Origin of the sequence: Marinilactibacillus sp. Marseille-P9653, assembly GCF_916618885.1 — a bacterium.
In the GTDB taxonomy this organism is placed as follows: domain Bacteria; phylum Bacillota; class Bacilli; order Lactobacillales; family Carnobacteriaceae_A; genus Marinilactibacillus.
Map to the genome: position 1 here is coordinate 731,737 of NZ_CAKAKH010000001.1, position 17,188 is coordinate 748,924.

The 17,188-nt window shown below is 39.2% G+C and carries 17 protein-coding genes; all 17 read left to right on the forward strand.

Going from position 1 to position 17,188, the window contains the following annotated elements; genetic code table 11:
- Positions 1 to 22: 22 nt before the first annotated feature.
- The 17 genes from LG377_RS03705 (at position 23) to LG377_RS03785 (ending at position 17,143) form a co-directional block, all read left to right on the forward strand.
- Positions 23 to 1,501, forward strand: coding sequence for a phage portal protein (locus LG377_RS03705; protein WP_225743362.1), 1,479 nt, complete (start codon positions 23 to 25; stop codon positions 1,499 to 1,501).
- Positions 1,498 to 2,394, forward strand: coding sequence for a phage minor capsid protein (locus LG377_RS03710; RefSeq protein ID WP_225743363.1), 897 nt, complete (start codon positions 1,498 to 1,500; stop codon positions 2,392 to 2,394). The genes LG377_RS03705 and LG377_RS03710 overlap by 4 nt, the downstream gene beginning before the upstream one ends.
- Positions 2,395 to 2,524: 130 nt before the next feature.
- Positions 2,525 to 3,124, forward strand: coding sequence for a phage scaffolding protein (locus LG377_RS03715; protein ID WP_225743364.1), 600 nt, complete (start codon positions 2,525 to 2,527; stop codon positions 3,122 to 3,124).
- A gap of 14 nt (positions 3,125 to 3,138) precedes the next feature.
- Entirely contained in the window at positions 3,139 to 4,200 is a 1,062-nt protein-coding gene (locus tag LG377_RS03720) for a phage capsid protein (protein WP_225743365.1), read from the forward strand.
- Between the two features lie 11 nt (positions 4,201 to 4,211).
- Positions 4,212 to 4,391: a hypothetical protein gene (locus LG377_RS03725; protein WP_225743366.1), complete on the forward strand. Its 180-nt coding sequence runs from the start codon at positions 4,212 to 4,214 to the stop codon at positions 4,389 to 4,391.
- A 5-nt stretch (positions 4,392 to 4,396) separates the two neighbouring features.
- A complete protein-coding gene (locus LG377_RS03730; RefSeq protein WP_225743367.1) occupies positions 4,397 to 4,792 on the forward strand; it encodes a hypothetical protein in 396 nt (131 codons plus the stop codon).
- Positions 4,782 to 5,111, forward strand: coding sequence for a putative minor capsid protein (locus LG377_RS03735; RefSeq protein ID WP_225743368.1), 330 nt, complete (start codon positions 4,782 to 4,784; stop codon positions 5,109 to 5,111). Before LG377_RS03730 ends, LG377_RS03735 begins: the two co-directional genes overlap by 11 nt.
- Positions 5,111 to 5,449: a minor capsid protein gene (locus LG377_RS03740; protein ID WP_225743369.1), complete on the forward strand. Its 339-nt coding sequence runs from the start codon at positions 5,111 to 5,113 to the stop codon at positions 5,447 to 5,449. Before LG377_RS03735 ends, LG377_RS03740 begins: the two co-directional genes overlap by 1 nt.
- Positions 5,450 to 5,502: 53 nt before the next feature.
- Positions 5,503 to 5,838 carry a capsid protein gene (locus LG377_RS03745; protein ID WP_225743370.1) on the forward strand — a complete coding sequence of 112 codons (336 nt, stop codon included), beginning with the start codon at positions 5,503 to 5,505 and terminating at the stop codon, positions 5,836 to 5,838.
- A 15-nt stretch (positions 5,839 to 5,853) separates the two neighbouring features.
- Positions 5,854 to 6,306: a phage tail tube protein gene (locus LG377_RS03750; protein ID WP_225743371.1), complete on the forward strand. Its 453-nt coding sequence runs from the start codon at positions 5,854 to 5,856 to the stop codon at positions 6,304 to 6,306.
- Between the two features lie 120 nt (positions 6,307 to 6,426).
- On the forward strand, positions 6,427 to 6,798 hold the full coding sequence (locus LG377_RS03755) for a hypothetical protein (protein ID WP_225743372.1): 372 nt from the start codon (positions 6,427 to 6,429) through the stop codon (positions 6,796 to 6,798).
- Between the two features lie 8 nt (positions 6,799 to 6,806).
- Positions 6,807 to 7,370, forward strand: a complete 564-nt coding sequence (locus LG377_RS03760; RefSeq protein ID WP_225743373.1) for a Gp15 family bacteriophage protein — start codon at positions 6,807 to 6,809, stop codon at positions 7,368 to 7,370.
- Between the two features lies 1 nt (position 7,371).
- Positions 7,372 to 11,406 (forward strand): tape measure protein, encoded by a 4,035-nt coding sequence (locus LG377_RS03765; protein ID WP_225743374.1) that lies wholly within the window; start codon positions 7,372 to 7,374, stop codon positions 11,404 to 11,406.
- Entirely contained in the window at positions 11,399 to 12,106 is a 708-nt protein-coding gene (locus LG377_RS03770) for a distal tail protein Dit (RefSeq protein WP_225743375.1), read from the forward strand. The genes LG377_RS03765 and LG377_RS03770 overlap by 8 nt, the downstream gene beginning before the upstream one ends.
- Complete coding sequence (locus tag LG377_RS03775) at positions 12,103 to 16,311, forward strand: phage tail spike protein (protein ID WP_225743376.1); 4,209 nt, start codon at positions 12,103 to 12,105, stop codon at positions 16,309 to 16,311. The genes LG377_RS03770 and LG377_RS03775 overlap by 4 nt, the downstream gene beginning before the upstream one ends.
- Positions 16,311 to 16,754 (forward strand): DUF1617 family protein, encoded by a 444-nt coding sequence (locus LG377_RS03780; protein WP_225743377.1) that lies wholly within the window; start codon positions 16,311 to 16,313, stop codon positions 16,752 to 16,754. The genes LG377_RS03775 and LG377_RS03780 overlap by 1 nt, the downstream gene beginning before the upstream one ends.
- Complete coding sequence (locus LG377_RS03785; RefSeq protein WP_225743378.1) at positions 16,751 to 17,143, forward strand: hypothetical protein; 393 nt, start codon at positions 16,751 to 16,753, stop codon at positions 17,141 to 17,143. The genes LG377_RS03780 and LG377_RS03785 overlap by 4 nt, the downstream gene beginning before the upstream one ends.
- Positions 17,144 to 17,188 lie beyond the last annotated feature (45 nt).

A 17,188-nucleotide genomic window follows, 5' to 3' on the forward strand; every position in this document is an offset into this window, starting at 1 on the left:
AAAAAACTTCACGAAAGGAGTGATGAAGAAGTTGGGACTAGTCAAAGATTTAAAAAGAATCGAAGATCACAAGCAGATTAATGTAGACGAAAACGAATATGGCACAATAGAGTTCAACAAACGACTTTATCAAGGATATGTTAGAGAATGGCACGATCTCAGATATCTCAATACGAATCAGAAAATTGTTGAGAGACGGCAAAAGACATTAAATATGCCTAAAGTGCTCGCTAAAAAGATGGCCAGACTCGTAATGAACGAAGGAGTTAACATCTCGCTTGCTAAGGACTCCGATAAGAAACAACAGTGGGAAAGAGTCCAAGATGTATTCACTTCTAACAAATTCATTCGTGAGTTGCAGCGCTACCTAGAGTACATGTTTGCGATGGGTGGAGTTGCGCTAGAAATTTACTTGGATGGCGATCAACCGAAGATTGCTTATGCAACTGCAGATGCATTCTTCCCAATCAGTAGCGACACAGAACAAGTAGATGAAGCTGTCATCGCGAATCAGTTTAGAAAGGGAGAATATGTCTATACTCTCTTAAAGTGGCATGAGTGGGGTGAATATGGCAAATTCAACTACCGAATTAAAAATGAGCTGTATAGATCTAAAGAGTTTGGTACTATTGGAGAGAAGACGAATTTAAAAGAAGCGTTCGATGACATGGAGAAAGTTACATTCTTCAATCGTGAAACGCCACTATTTATTTATATGAAGCCTAACGAAGCAAATAACAAGAGTATCACTAGTCCATTAGGGCTTTCAATGTTTGACGTGGCTTATGATACTATGCAGATGCTTGATGTGATGTATGACTTTTGGTATACAGAATTTAGGCTAGGTAAAAGACGAGTAGCTGTTCCGGAGCATCTTGTAAAAACAGCTCATGATGAGAATGGCCGGCCGTATATTTACTTTGATGATTCAGAAGAGTTATTTTTAGCTATGAACTCACAAGAAATGGACGAAATGCAAGTAAAAGATCTAACCATCGATTTGAGAGTAGAAGACGTTACAAAGTCTATTCAGTCGATGCTAGATATCTTGAGCATGCAAGTAGGGCTCTCTCCTGGTACATTTACTTTTACTCAACAAGGAATGAAAACTGCTACTCAAGTAGTTAGTGAGAACAGCGAGACCTATCAAACAAGATCCAGTCATCTATCTATCGTTGAAGATGCACTAAGAGATCTTATTGTTGCTGTTTACGAAGTGGTTACTATGACTGATGAAGAAGAGGGTGAACGACTTGATCGCATGGATATCTCTATCGACTTTAATGATGGTGTCTTTACGGATAGTCAATCACTTTATGCCTATTGGTCGCAAGGTTTCAAAGATGGCCTAGTACCTAAGAAAGAGACCATTAAACGTATTTATAAGTTATCTGATGACGAAGCAGAAGAATGGATGCAAGAGATCTCTGCCGCAGGAAGACAAGAAGTTGTGAATCGTCGTCAAGCAATAGCGCAGGCTGAATTGGAGATTGAGACATGATAGCAGAACGGTACTTTAATATTGAATGGACGATTATTCAGTTGATTGTTAATTATCTAGAACCTATTAAAGGTGAAACCGTCGTGACTTGGAAAGCGGATAGGCTGAACCAGGTAGATCAATTAACAGAGAACGTCATTGATTTGCTAGCGATAAATAAGAATGCAATACAAAGAAGTGTTAAGACACAAGCTGAAAGGGCGTATGAGCTTGTCAGACTGCATCTGCTTGAGGAATTCGGTATTGAGGTTGAGTACGATCCATCAATAGCTCAAGAAGCAGTTGAATATTTGAATCGAGACATAACTCGTGCTCTACCATCAACTAGCGAAGAATTGTATTTACAAGTTATTGAGCAAGTCGCTGGAGAGCCAAAAAAAGACGAACAAGAACTCTTTGAAGTGTTTGGGTCAATCACCTTGGCGAGTCTTGAAAAAGGACTGACGAGTGGGTTTATTCAATCTGACGGCGTTGTTTGGTCTTTGAAGCGAGTTGCGGCACAGATTGAGAAGAAAATTTACATCAATACGTATAATCGTTTCTTCGAGAAGTTGCGATTTAACGGTGTCGAGTTGGTTAAGGTTCATAAGTTTGTAAAACCTCGTCCAGCTTGTGCTCATCTACAAGCCAGCGGAACGATTTGTATTGTACCTCGCACGGACGCTAGTCCTGAAAATCTAGTTTATCCAAATATTTGGGATGAAGAACATAGGTATGAACAACCTGGTGGCCACCGAGGATCTGACGGCAATTGTCGTCATGTATGGCATGGGTTAAATGCTTCAAAGGACAAAACAAACAGACTTTATAATCCGATTGACGAGATATATCTTGCTTTAGAAGGTTATAGAATTAAGTTTATTAATAATTTGAATACTTTATTAGGTCATTAGCTTATGCTGATGGCTTTTTTCATGTCCTAGATAAGACATCTTAAACTGTCTATCGTGAGCCTTGACGTTACATAGGCAATCCTTGATCGGTGTCGTTAACCGTAATCAAAAACGTAAAGGAGAATGGAAAATGGAAAGAAGTTATTTAGAGAATTTAGGTTTGGAATCAGATGTGATCAGTCAAATCATGAAAGAACATGGGAAGACAGTGAATCCGCTGAAAGAAAGCCTAGAAGATGCAGGTAAAGAGAAAAAGCAACTGGATGATCGTATCGCTCAGCATGAGCAACAGTTGGAGGAATTGAAAAAGAAACCAACTGACAGTGAGGGCTTGAATGATAAAATCGAACAGCTGCAGAAAGAAAACAAAGAACTCAAAGAAAGTAAAGAAGCTGAATTAGCTGAAGAACGACGAGTAAATAAAATCGCTCTATCAGTGAAAGGCTTAAATACTGCCGATGAAGACTTCGTTTCTGACAAATTGCGTAACTTACAACTGGATGAAGAGGGTAACTTGATTGATTTTGATAAACATGTGGATGTATTGAAAGAAAAACATCCCTTTTTGTTTGAGGGAGTCAAAGAAGAACCTAAAAAGCCTGGTAAGTGGTCGCAAGGTAACTCTACTGTAGAAAGTGGAGCAATGACGAAAGAAGACATTATGAAAGAGCCGGATGCGGGTAAACGACAACAACTAATCAGTGAGAATGCTCACTTGTTTAGACAATAGAGAGGAAAATGACAATGAATAAAAATAAATTAATGAAAATGCAACTGCAGTTCTTTGCTGAGAGATCAGAAAACTATCCTGAGCCAAATACTCAAAAGCAAGCTAACTTTAATAACTTAGATGCAAAATCTATTGATTATAGCTATCGATTTGGAGAAAACTTCAAAAAGTTCATTGAAGCGTTAGGGATTACTCGTCACATCGAAGTACAAGAAGGCTTTACATTGAAATTGTATAAAGCTCCAGTGGTTGAGCTTGCTGACGGTAAAGTTGGTGAAGGGGAATTGATCCCTCTTTCTAAAGTAATCCCTCAAGTAGCGGATACAAAAGAAATCACTCTGGATAAATATCGTAAAGTGACAACAGTTGAAGCTATTCAGCGTTTCGGCCGTGATGAAGCAATCAACAAAACAGATGGTGCTATGATTCGAGAAATACAAAAAGGGATTCGTGATTATCTGTTTGACACGATCAAAACACATGGTACTGATCAAGTGAATTTGAACGCTGGTACGTTACAAGGGGCTTTAGCTTCTGCATGGGGAGCTTTGGAAGTGCTGTTTGAAGATGATGTGATTACTACTGTAGCTTTCGTTAACCCAATGGATGTTGCAAAAGAGATTGCTAATAAAGAAATTACTTTAGAAACTCAATTTGGCTTACGTTACTATACTGATGTTACAGGGACAGTTGTTATGCTTAACAATACAATTCCACAAGGAACGGTATATGCTACTGCATCTGAAAATTTACAAGTTGCTCATATTTCAGCGGATTCAGATGCGTTTAAAGAATTCAATATGTATACAGATGAATTTGGTTATATTGGAATCGCTCACGGACCAACGTTAGAAATCTTGTCTGTACAAACGGTTGCTTTATCAGGAATACTAATCTTCCCTGAACGTTTAGATGGTATGGTCAAGATTGATATTGCTGGACCTGAAGATGAAAATGCAACAGCTGGTACAAACTCAGTACAAACAATGAACGTTCAAAACATGAATGTGATTCAAGAAAATGCTGAAGGTAATCAAGATGATGGAGAACAACAAACCGATGGACCAACTGCATAAGGAGGATAATGATGGCTGAATTTAAAGTACTGCAAGCTTACAAAGACCTTGAACTGAAAGAAGACTTGGTTCCCGGCGACACAGTCGAAATGACAGTGAAACGTTCAGAAGAAATTGCCAAAAAGTTAAAAGATGATGGCTACGATGGCGAGTTTCTGGAAAGAGTCGACAAACCCAAAAGTAAAGAGTGATCATGATGGAATACATCACAAAAGAAGAATTTAAAGAGTTGACTGGTACTGAGGCGCCGAAAGATTTCAAATTTCTAGAATTAAGAGCGAGGGCTGAGTTAGATACAGCTACTCGCTTTTACTTTAGAACCAATCCTTTTAAAAATGATTATATTACCGAACAGTTCAAAATGGCGATGGTTGTTCAGATTCAGTTTTACATTGACATGGACACAACGTCTTCTGAGAAGATGAACGATAAACCTGACAGCGTAAGAATAGGCGACACAACAGTGTCTTACAATCGTTCTTCTAACTCGACTGAAAGTAATAGAAGAGATGCAGCATTATCCCAAGATGCAGTTAATTTACTGCGTGGGACAGGATTGCTATATAGAGGAGGCATCCAGTATGGTTCCTAAAAATATGCTTAATGACTCATTTTTCTATAAGAGATTCAAAGGTAAAAACAGAAGTCATGTGAATGAATATGACGAACCAGTGCACGTTAAGTTCGTGAAGATTGAAAGGAAGAAGAGGTATTACAGAGATAGCCAAGAGTCAGCTGTTAAATCGAATGCTCGTATCTTTTGCTATCAACAACATACCGAACCTTTCTTAGAATTTGAAGAACAGTCTCAAGTGATAATTGATGGTCAAGAATATGTGCTGGCTGATGCAAATAAACATAAAGATCCTTTCTCTTCTCAATCGTCAATCTTCGAATTGGGTGTGCTCTAATGCTTATCACTCAGGATCTTGCAGCAATTGAAAAGATGTTTGCGGATAAGAACCTCAAAAATGCGAATCGTAGAGCTACAGGGAAGTTTTTGCAAAGATCGCAACCGTATGTGCCTTTAAGGGGTGGTGGTTTGAGGTCAGCTGGTAAAGTTACAGACCATGAAACGATTCAATGGAGCGGACTACCTTACGGAAAAGCTCAATTTTATGGAACAAACGGTATTGTTACATTTAAAAACTATACGACACCAGGAACCGGGAAACGTTGGGACTTGGTAACTGCAGGGAATCACATGCAAGAAATAGAACAAGAATATGTTAGGGGGTTAGGGCTATAGATTTTGAAGCGGTTATTGCAGATCACATCGATAATCTTGAACTCGACTTACCTTTGTTTTTTGATACAAACAGTGAAGATGAATCACTATCACTGTCTCGATTACCTGGAGGAAACATCATTCAAGAATATTACGATGGCACAGTCGATAAAAGACTGAACTTTGAGATTCAAGCCAAAGTAAAACCCGAAAGTAGACAAAAAACCGTTGATGCTCTTACCCTTTTAACTGATGATTTAATCGAGTTGAAGGACTTGAAGAGTGAAGACGGTTCTTTTGATTTCAATAAAATCTCTGTTGGAAATGAATTGTACTTCAGCGAGGGATCGACTGATGGCTACATCTACTTCCGATTAGATTTTCAACCAACACTCACAATTTATAAATAGAGAGGATTATGAAAAATGGCTAGAAATAAAAATGCCCTCCGTCAGCATCTTATTGCTGATGTTGATTTAGAAAATATGAAAGAAGTACCGACTGATGGCGACTTCTTAGCACTTGAAAAATGGATCACGGATATCGAAGACGGATCCGATGAAACAGTAGATGCTTATGCTGATTACGCTGGTGACGGAACTGAGAAAGATGAAGTTACCATGTTCAAAGAAGCATATGACGTTACAGGAACTTACGACCCTAAAGATCCAGCGCAAGCTTTAGTTGCTAGCAAGAAACGATTATTAGGTGATGGCCGTAAGGTTTGGCACCGTATCATTTCCGCAGATGGAACTGCAAGCGTGACAGGGTTAGCTACTTTATCTGGAATCGTTGCAGGTTCCGGTAACGCTGCAGAATTTGAAGCGTTCGGATGCCGTATCGCTTTTGATGAAATCGCAAAAGAAGATACGCCCTGATGACTCTCCGGACAACGATTCGGAGGCTGAAGAAGAAACTGGTGGACCACAAGCTTAATGACTAGAGGGGTGATCATCCACTCCTCTTTTTTACTTATAAAAATTTAGGAGAGTGACAATATGGCTTTTGACATTTCGATTCAAAAGAATTCAATTCCGTTTAACTTTAAAGACGATAACGGAGAAACACAACTAACTCTAGAGTTCGACAAGTCAGATGATTCAATCGACAACATCTACAAACAAGATGAAGTTATAAAGAAACTGTACGACAGCATTGATGAAGAAAAAGCGGATTTAGATTCAACAAAAGAGTTAGTCGAGAGATGCTTTGATAGCGTACTAGGAGATGGCTCATTTAAGAAGGTATATGCAATTAACCCTTCATGCATGATCATTCTTCAATATTACGTCGCTATTGTTATTCATATCAGAAAAGAATTGGACGACTTCGAAGGTGCTAAGGATCTCGAAAAATATATTAATGGTTAGGTGATCGCATGCTTTTACATTTCAAGCAACAAGATCAAGTAATTATCGACGGAATAATCTTTGAAGTAAATGCATCATTCGATGTTATTTTAAGAATCATCGACCTTCTAGAAGAAAACGGATATTCACCGGTGGCCAAGGTCAATACGATTTTAAAAGCTCTTATTGGCAATGATTTATCGGATAAACCTTTTAGCGAAAGACAAGAATATATGGAACGTATTCTTGATATCTACGTCCAAATGAAAGAACAAACCGTATATGACCGTGCTGGCAATCCTATGCCGATTCCACCAAAAGAATATGAGTCAGGTGCTGAATATTCTTACAAAGAAGATGCGGATTACATTTATGCCGCTTTTATGCAGACTTACCACATTGATCTGATAGAAGAACAAGGGAAACTTCACTGGTTCAAATTTAAGGCATTACTGAGTGGATTGCCTAAAGATACTATGTTTAGTCAAATTATGCAGATACGTGGTTGGGATCCATCAGACGAAAAGGTTAAACACAACACTCGAATGAAGAAGTTGCAGGACCAGTACAAATTAAAAGGAAAGGGGGAATAACGTGGCAGCCAACGGAACGGTAACGATCAAAGTTCAAGCAAATGACCAGGAATTAAAGACTTTAGTAAAAGGTATTCAGGACCTAAAAAAGCAATTTGACGGATTATCTAAAATAAACCCGTTTGAAGCAATCGCAAAAGGAGCTGAGCATGCCAGGACATCACTTTTAGGCGTATCTGTTACTTCTGCTGACGTGTCCAAGTCAATTGATAACATCGACAGTAAAGCGTTGGATAATGTCATACAGAGCGCTGACAAAGCAGATAGTGGATTAGACAATTTAATCTACACAGCTAGCGATGTAGATAGTGAAATCAATGGTATTGATAGTGATGCTATTCAGTTGATTGGAACGACCGCAGATCGTGCTGATGGTGATTTGAGTGATTTAGTTTATACAGCCGAAGATGTAGATTCTGCTATCGCTAGTATTGATGCTGATAACGTTGATGGAGTTGGCAAGAGCGCTGATAAAGCGAGCGGTGAAATGGATGATATGGGTCAAAGCGCTGGGAAAGCAAGCGACGAGATTAAAAGTATTGATAAAAAGCCAATTGATGATGCAGAAAAGAGTAGTAAAAAGCTTAGTTTTTCATTACTAGACTTTGCGAAAGCAGTAGGAATAGTCAAATTGGTCAGTGTTGGCTTTGATATGTTGACTGGTTCTATAGACGGTGCAATTAATCGTTTTGATACGTTTAATACCTTCCCTCGAACAATGGAGGGGTTAGGCTATTCCACAGATCAAGCTGATAGAGCAATTAGACGTTTAGATCAAGGAACAAGAGGATTACCAACTACTTTAGATGGTATCGTATCAAGTGTTCAAAGGATAGCTTCCGTGACGGGGGACTTGAATTTAGCTACCGATACAGCTTTAGCTTTAAACAATGCTTTCTTAGCCAGTGGGTCAAGCGCATCGGATGCAGCTCGAGGAACAGAACAATACGTCCAGATGCTTTCAAAAGGTGAAGCAGACTTACAATCCTATCGCACTTTGCAAGAAACGATGACGTTAGCGCTCAATAAAACAGCCGAATCATTTGGTTTTGCTGGTGAATCGGCTCAAACTGATTTTTATGCGGCTTTGAAGAACGGGGATATCACTTTCCGTGAATTCAACTCTCGTTTGATTGAATTAAGCAATGCTCAGGGTGGATTTGCTGAATTAGCTAAAACTAATAGTGAATCATTAAGAACTAGTTGGTCCAATTTAAGGACTGCTTTTGTTCGTAATACAGCCAACATGTTGACTAAATTAGATGAGTTATCAAACGCGCTAACCGGTAAGAGTATTGCTCAAAACGTTGATGGTTTACAGACTATAATCAATAAAGCTTTTTCTACAATTGGCAATTCGATTGACTTAGTATCTCCGATTATTGTAGGAACAGCAAATGCTTTTCAACTCTTATATGACACAACTCAACCAATTCATCCGGTATTAAAGGCTGCTGGTTCTGCATTATTGACTTGGATGGTGTTAGGCAAAATCATACCGTTAATTCACAAATCAACAATTGCTACAGCTGCATATACTATCTCGACAGATGCGCTAGCTTTTTCCAAAAAAGCTTTATCAGCATCGTACGCAATACTAACTGGTTCGATGACAATTGGTAACAAAGTGGTTGCTCTAGCAACTGCGGGTTTCAACTTATTCAACGGAGCTTTATTAACTACGACCGCTATAGCGGGAGGAATTATACTAGGTATCGGATTACTCGTGGGAGGATTCGTATTACTTAAGAACATCTTAGGTAAAACATCTCCGGAGCTATCTGCTTTGACAGACGAAGCAAAAGAAGCTGCTGATGCTACTGACGGATTAACGGATTCTATTAAAGGTAGTGCAGAGAGTTATGAATCTACTCAGAATCGAATTGAAGGTCAAGTCAATTCATTAAGGACATTAGCTAGTGAGACTGTTGCTTTAGCTGATGCTGAACGATCTAATGCTATAACTAAGCGTGACTTGAAGAATAATATTGAAGAACTTAATGGAGCGTTAGACGGTCTTAATTTAGCTTACAACGAAGAGACAGGCTCACTTAACATTTCTAACGAAGCGCTTCAAGCTAGATTGAATCTATATGAAGCGGAACAAAAAGAAGTTGCGGCACGTGAACGGATTACTGAAATAGAAGAAGAACGCGCTGAGGCAATGAAACAGTCGGAAGAAAATACCAAACTTCTGGCTGAGACAGAAAAACAGTTAGATGAAGATCGTCAAGGTTTTATGGGAACAGCGGCTGGCGTTTTCAATGCTCATAAAGAAGCAGAAGAAGCCCTTGAAGAGCTGACTGAAGCACAAAATCGTAATGGTGAATCTATACAAGATTTAGCGTTTGAACAAGCTGAAGCACAAGCTCAGATTAATCAGGCAGCTAGAGAAGCAGAAGATGCCAGACGTGAACAAGTAGCCAACTTCGGAATCTCTATGGATATCATGACAGATAAACAAAGAGAAGTAGCGGAAACCATGAAAGGCACCTATGACGAAATGGTTTCGAACACTCAAGATGCGTTCTCTCGTATGAATGAAGAGTCAAGTGTATCAGCGGATGAAATGATCGCTAACCTTGAACACAACGCTAAGATGACTAAAGAGTGGGGGGACAATAGAGCCCAACTAATGGAAGTCGCTTCTCAGGATGGTAACGCTGGGTTCCTTAAATGGTTAGAAGGGTTAGGACCGGACTCTGCAGCTGAATTAGCAGTTGTTGCTGATATGGGTGATACTGAACTACAAAGATTCATTGATTTGATGAACGAGGCACCTCAAACAGCTAGTGAAGCTTTCAGTACAAGTTTAGGTGAAGGCATGGAAGAAGCCGGAAACGTGATGATTGAAGGCTGGCAAAATGCGGAAACTAGTCTGAAGGATGCAATTGAAGGTGCAGGATTTGAAGAGTATGGGCGTATGGTCGGAGAAGGCGCTGCTAAAGGCGTCAAAGATAGTACGGCAGACGTCGGAGAAGCTACCATCGATATGGCCAAGACTGCAGACAAGAACTTTGCTGGTCAATTAGGTATCCACTCACCATCTAGAGTCTTTATTGGTCATGGATCTGATATTGTAGCTGGATTACTACAAGGAATAAGTTCAGCCAGTCCTCAAGTGTTAACTTCTGTTAACCAGCTGGCTGATGGTATAAATAAAGCTTTTACTCAATCATTAAAAAGTATTAATACGACATCAGTTTCTGGATGGAAACAACTAGGGAATACTATTTCTCAATCATTTAAAGGCATGAATCAAAATGTTAAAACAGAAACTACGGCGATTAATAATCAAATGCAGCAATCCATGCAGAAAATGAATCAGACAGCGACAACTGGCACAAGACAGATCACACTGACTTATCAGCGTTCATATCAGCAAATCAGAACGAACACAGAGCGTGAACAACGTGCAATGGTTCAGTCAACTCAAAGAAATATTCAAGCACAGCAAAAAGCTACTCAAACAGGCTATAACGCTATGCGTTCTGCTGCTCAATCAAATCTTAATAACATGGTAGGTGTTACAAGATCGACTATGAGCCAAGCAACAGCCATTATGAACAGTACAGCTAGTCAAGCTAGATACGCTGGTCAGAACATGGGATTAGGTTTTAGAAACGGTCTAGCATCCACTACCGGCGGTATATTGAATACTGCACGTTCTATTGCGAATAGTGCAGCTAATACAATCAAGAGCGCTTTGAAAATCCATTCTCCATCAAGAGTTACCACTGCTTTAGGTCAATTTACTGGTGACGGTTTGGTAGAAGGTATGAAAAATAGAGTTAGAGATGTTGAGAAAATTGCTGGAGAGATGGCTCAAAAAGCATTACCTCAGATTGATGTTGGTCGATCTCTTGGTTTAGTGGGTACTTCAGCAATGGCAGGAAATGTTTACAACAATAATCAATCATATACTTTAAATGCAAACAACAGTGGTACTAGCAACTTCTCAAGAGAAGACCTACAAAGGTTGTTTAAAGAATTTACCTGGTACATCAAACAAGAAGGAGGTGTATTGGATGGCTAATATCAAGTATAACGGAAAGAACAGTGAAGAATTAGGTTTAATTATGGTCAATGAAGTTGAACATGAATTAGCGAGTAATGATATTGAAGTGTTGGAAATAGAAGGTAGAGACGGTGTATTACTTTTTGATAAGCAAAGGCTTAAACCGATTGAAAAAGCTTATCCGATGCATCTTCGAAAAGATGTCTACCAAAGCACTGCACCAATTAGTGAATGGTTGAATGTGAAAGGATGGCATGAATTACTACTTTCTTGGGATCCCGACTATCAGTATAAAGCGACAGTAATCAACTCAATCAGTATCGAAGAAGTTATCAAGCAATTCGGGAAAATTCGAGTTGCTTTTTTAGTGCATCCAATTAAGTTTTTAAAGACTTCTTTGGTCGAACGGACGTTAACTAAAGGTCAAATCATCAATAACAGAGGGAACGTGAGAGCTGATCCAATTATCACTTTGACCGGAAACGGGGATACCGTTATTACCATTAATGGCAGGCGTACGGTGCTTGAAGATGTTCAAGGATCAATCGTCTTAGACATGCAAAACAGCATGGTTTATAGCGGTAATTTAAGCGCCTGGAACAAGTTGGTAAGGGAATCTAACTCTCATAAACCTTACTTGGATGTAGGTAACAATACAATTAATTGGACAGGAACTTTTACAGCAAAAATCAAGATGTTTGAAGGTGTTAAATTGTGATACCTATTTTATTTAAAAAAGATGAGAAGCAATTTCGGACCTATGGCATAGGAGAATTATCTGATTTTACACTTTCTCCAGAAGTTAGAAGAGAGCGTAATGGACTCTATACTTTTTATATGGAGTACGCTCCAGATGGTGTTCTTGCTGATCAATTAGATGAAGGTATGAAAATCAAGTCCGATGCTGGTGTTAGAACTAAGTGGCAAACGTTTGAAATTAACAGAGTTGTAAAACGTTCAGGTGAAAACATCCAAGTATATGCGAATCATATTTCTATGAGGACAGCTAAAGATGTGATTAAGCCTAAAGTCAGTGGGAGTAATTTGGACGGACAAGGTCTGTTAAGGTTATGGGCTAACAATTTAGTAGGTGATGATCAATGGGATGTTTGGTCCGATGTATCTACTCAAGTTTCCGTTAACTGGTCAATTGAAGATTTTGACAACGCTCGTGAAGTACTGGGTGGTCGTGAAGGTTCGATTCTAGACCGTATAGGTGGAGAATTTGAATTTGATAATCAGATGATCCGATTGCATAAAGAAATGGGTAGAAACGCTCCTATCGTTCTTGAATATGGACGTAATATTATCAGCATCGAGAAAGAAGACCAGAACGAAAGTAAGTATACGGCTATTTATCCATTCGCTACTTTTACGCCTGAAAATCGGGACACTACTCAAATTGTTTCTCTTCCTGAGTACTATATTGATAGCAAGTATGCCGGTATGTATGATCACAGGAAAATACAGCTAGTTGATTTCACTTCTGAATTCGATAATGATAATAAACCCACAGTAACTAAAGTTAGAGAACTAGCAAAGAAATATATTGAAAGTAATGAAGTAGGAGCGCCACACACCAACATCAAAGTAGAATATGTAGATCTTGCTAAGACTCTAGACTATGAACAATTCGAATACATGGAAGAAGTCGAACTGAATGACCGACTGCCTATTTATTATCCTAAGTTTGATATCACTAACAATCAAGCTAAGGCAGTAGTCATTGTTTATGATCCGATAAAAGAGGAAAATAAATCGGTTGAGTTAGGAGTTATTGGACAGAGATTCGGGCAAGTGTTAACCGGCAATACCACAGAACGATTGAATAAAATCGAAAAAGAGCAAAAGAACCAGATGCTTTACGTAATTAACGCTGCTGGTAATAGAGTTTGGTATTCAACACCTCCCGAAGACATGGAGCACAAAATTGGGGATGTTTGGTTCGATGAAAATGGCACGCACACACTTCTCAAAGTATGGGATGGCAGTCAATGGATTGTAAAAATTAATACTGAAGACGTCGACAAAGTCAAACGTGAAGTTGAAGCTGTCATCGAAGATGCTGAGACAGATCGCAAGAATACGCAAGAGGCTATCGAACAAGTACTCGTGGATGCTGAACAATACACAAATCAAAAAAGCCAAGAGTTTGAAATCGAATTCAACAGTGAATTGGACAAGGTACGAAACATTGCCGTAACGGCTCCTCAACAAATTGAGGATGCTATCCAACGTGCTGGGTTTGGCGGAACCCTTGCGGACCTGACTGATCGAATCATCCAACAGTCTAATACAGCTGATCAGACAGCGAGAGAAGCTTATAACAAGGCTTTGGACTCGTTCAACGAAACAGGGAAGTTAGATACGAAAATTAACGGTGTAGACCAAAAAGTCGACGAGGTTAATGGTAGTATTCGAAACCGAGTATGGCAGACGGATATTACGAATGCAATTGATGGAATAGAGGTTGATAGCCGTAATTTAGTTATTCGTCACGATGAAGTCCCAGGGTGGTTGGTTTCCGATGGTGTTTTACAGCCTAATCATGAAATGCGTACGATTAAATCTGTGATTTCTGTTGTCCCTGGGGAAACATTAATGTTTACTAAGACATCTGTGACTGGGGATAATTACTGGCGATGGAATTTGTACAATGCAGATGTCAATTATGTTACCAGACAAGTAAATAACACCAATAAATTTACTTGGACTGTTCCTGTTAATATTCGCTATATAAAAGTATCTTATCCAGCTTCAAGTCAAGTTAAAATTGCAAGAAGTACGAAAGATACCGGTTGGTCTGAAGCCCCGGAAGATACCAACAAGGCTATAACCACAGTGCAAACTGAAATGGAACAAACGGCTGAACGATTCAGTCAATCCATTATACGTGTTGAATCAACACTGGATGGTAAGGTCGAAACAAAAGCTTTCAATACTTTACAGTCTGATGTTGATCGAACAATCAATCGAATTGGAACAGCTGAAGGGAGATTGAATACGGTAGAAAGCACTGCCAACGGTACATTACAGACGGTAAGTGGACCTAACGGATTATCTACTCAAATCGCTACGTTGAGTGATGGCTTTAGCGTATTGAGTAAGCAGACAGTGAAAAATTTAGTACCCTTAAGCGAAGCTGGCAACGCAATGTCCTATACCTGGTCGGCTGGCGCAAATGTCACTAAACATGGTGATAGCAACCCAGGATTTACGATTACTCAATTGATAGATACGGCTATCGCAGACAGTAGTTGTAGAATATGGCAATCAGTGCCTATGATTTTGACCAAAGGAATGGTTTACACAATTAAAGTTGTTATTAATACAGATTCTCCTTACGATAAGGAAATCACCATTGGCCAAGGGAATAACGCTTCTAATGTTAAAAAGAAACTATCATATGGCGTGAACACAATCAGTTTTGTTTTAGAAGCAACAAACGACAACACATTATCAATTTACTTTCATAAAAAAGGGACGTATAGAATTCGATCTGTCTCTGTAGTTGAAGGCGGGGGCGCTTCAGAAGGGCAACTATCGGTACTAAAAGATCAAATTGATTTAGCCGTAACAGAAGGCGACGTCGTCGGCCGTATTAATGTACAAGCTGGCCGAAACCTGATCCAAAACAAACAAATTGTGATGGATGCGGAGACGACTTACTTTACGGGTAAGGTGTTTATTCCTGATGCCGCTATTTTAGAACTTAAAGCCAATAAAATATTTGGTACCGAGGGAGATTTTGTTACGTTACGGTCCAAAGTTATCATTGCAAATACGATCTCTGCCGTTCACCTCAAGTCCGATACAGCCATGATTGATAAACTCTTTGCCACAACGGCTTTGATTGACAGATTGACGTCTAAACAAGCCTTTATCTCCAGTATCAAGGCAATCGACATTTCAGCTGACAACATTACAACAGGGACTTTGAACGGTGCTCAATTAAATATTATCAACATGAATGCTCGAGCGATTTCAACAGGTACAATCAACGGAGCGAATTCTAGCTGGAATTTGGCTACTGGACGAATGGAATTTATTAATCCAGCAACAAGTGATATCGTTGCGTTCACTCAAGGTCAAATCATTTTCAACCGTGGGAGTCAAAGTCGTCAGTTGAATTATTTCGCAGAGGGCTTGGAACTATTAAATGGTCCAGGGAATACCGGAACAGGTTTGAACACATCTTTAAGATTATCTAGTACGGGGCGTGGATCCTATAAGTATATTCAGTTTTCTGATCCAAATTATCAACAACGTATACTGGCATTAGATAACCATATGTATATCATGCCTGGTACAGGTGGTCGTGTCATAATGCAGATCTACAATAGTAATGTTGGAGGCAGTGGATATGCAGGAGTTGAAGCCAGTTATTACGAAACACAACATACAACTGGAAATACCATCAGGATTATCGGAGACCGAATCGAAACCCCTCGTACAGGATCCAGAGATATCTTCTTATCACCCAATGGAACTGGCGTAGTAAGAGTGGGGAATACGAGTGGAGACTATTACAATATTCGTGCAAGTACCTTCTTAACCTCTTCCAGCCGGAAACTGAAAACCAATATCCACCCTACAGATGTAGATGCATTATCTATCATCCATGGTTTACAGGTGGTTAACTACTATCTGATCAAAGACTTAAAAGATGGTATTGAACATACGCAAATCGGTCTAATTGCTGAGGATAGTCAAATCGTTGCTTCTTTAGAAGGAGATAGTATTGACGGTTACAAAGTAGATGCCTATCTAATTAAAGCCGTTCAAGAGGTAGACAATAAAGTCATCAATCTTAAAGAACATGTCATGAGTGAATTTGAAAGAATTGCTTACGACAATTTGAAAAGAGATATCGAAATCAAAAAACTTAAAAAGAGACTGGATCTCTTAGAAGGAGCTGCTTAATGAAAAAGCTAGTATTCAAAAATAAAGATTTACCGAAGATCGCAGGGTTTTTAAATTCTGCGACGTTAGCTCCAAAGCCGACTCGAGGAAAGCACAAGCTACTTGACCGTGTAGAAGAAAAACGGAAAGAATTCTCAACGGATGAAATGGAGATTGTGAAGACGATTGCCCAAATAGATGAAAACGGAGAGATCGAGTACAGTGATGATTCTAGACCATTAGTGAGAAAAGATGCCACTAAAGCAGAACAAAAAGCTTTCACTGATGCAATGGACGTCCTTTCAAATGAAGAAGTCGTAATTGAATTTGCGGAGTACAGTAAAAAGTATGAATCGTTATTCAAGGCTTTAGAGGAATATGAAGAGAAGATTCCGGCAGAAGTTAGTTATGGGTATTCGTTACTCATGGATGCCTATGAAGAAAACAAGGAGGATGAACAATGAACTTAACCAGTATCGATTTTAATGATCCACAAGTGTTGGCCAACTACGTTGTAGAGAAGGACGGTTCAGCTTTCGATGGGAGACAGACGTTAGAACTCGAAAAAATCGAAACGCTATCATTGATTGAGTTGAAAACAGAAATCGGAAGCGAAATTAAGGAGGAACTAGATATGATCAACTTTAGAATTAATAATGTCCGAAGAGTATTCTCTACGCCTTCAGATTTTGAACCAAGTGCCTATGATGTCGATTTCTCAACGCCACAACCACAAGATGGCAACAGTCTTAGTGGTCGCGTACGATTGACAGCAGAAGAATATGAGAAAGCTGGTAGCGATCAGGAGAAATTGAAAGTGAAGATTGCAAAACTAGTAGAGACAGGCGAATAAGCTTGTCTCTTTTTAATTACTCTATGATATTATTATAAAATATAG

Bases quoted from the DNA above. Each gene is read 5' to 3' on its own strand.
- LG377_RS03705 (WP_225743362.1), top strand. From the start codon at position 23: ATGAAGAAGTTGGGACTAGTCAAAGATTTAAAAAGAATCGAAGATCAC.
- LG377_RS03710 (WP_225743363.1), top strand. From the start codon at position 1,498: ATGATAGCAGAACGGTACTTTAATATTGAATGGACGATTATTCAGTTG.
- LG377_RS03715 (WP_225743364.1), top strand. From the start codon at position 2,525: ATGGAAAGAAGTTATTTAGAGAATTTAGGTTTGGAATCAGATGTGATC.
- LG377_RS03720 (WP_225743365.1), top strand. From the start codon at position 3,139: ATGAATAAAAATAAATTAATGAAAATGCAACTGCAGTTCTTTGCTGAG.
- LG377_RS03725 (WP_225743366.1), top strand. From the start codon at position 4,212: ATGGCTGAATTTAAAGTACTGCAAGCTTACAAAGACCTTGAACTGAAA.
- LG377_RS03730 (WP_225743367.1), top strand. From the start codon at position 4,397: ATGGAATACATCACAAAAGAAGAATTTAAAGAGTTGACTGGTACTGAG.
- LG377_RS03735 (WP_225743368.1), top strand. From the start codon at position 4,782: ATGGTTCCTAAAAATATGCTTAATGACTCATTTTTCTATAAGAGATTC.
- LG377_RS03740 (WP_225743369.1), top strand. From the start codon at position 5,111: ATGCTTATCACTCAGGATCTTGCAGCAATTGAAAAGATGTTTGCGGAT.
- LG377_RS03750 (WP_225743371.1), top strand. From the start codon at position 5,854: ATGGCTAGAAATAAAAATGCCCTCCGTCAGCATCTTATTGCTGATGTT.
- LG377_RS03755 (WP_225743372.1), top strand. From the start codon at position 6,427: ATGGCTTTTGACATTTCGATTCAAAAGAATTCAATTCCGTTTAACTTT.
- LG377_RS03760 (WP_225743373.1), top strand. From the start codon at position 6,807: ATGCTTTTACATTTCAAGCAACAAGATCAAGTAATTATCGACGGAATA.
- LG377_RS03770 (WP_225743375.1), top strand. From the start codon at position 11,399: ATGGCTAATATCAAGTATAACGGAAAGAACAGTGAAGAATTAGGTTTA.
- LG377_RS03780 (WP_225743377.1), top strand. From the start codon at position 16,311: ATGAAAAAGCTAGTATTCAAAAATAAAGATTTACCGAAGATCGCAGGG.
- LG377_RS03785 (WP_225743378.1), top strand. From the start codon at position 16,751: ATGAACTTAACCAGTATCGATTTTAATGATCCACAAGTGTTGGCCAAC.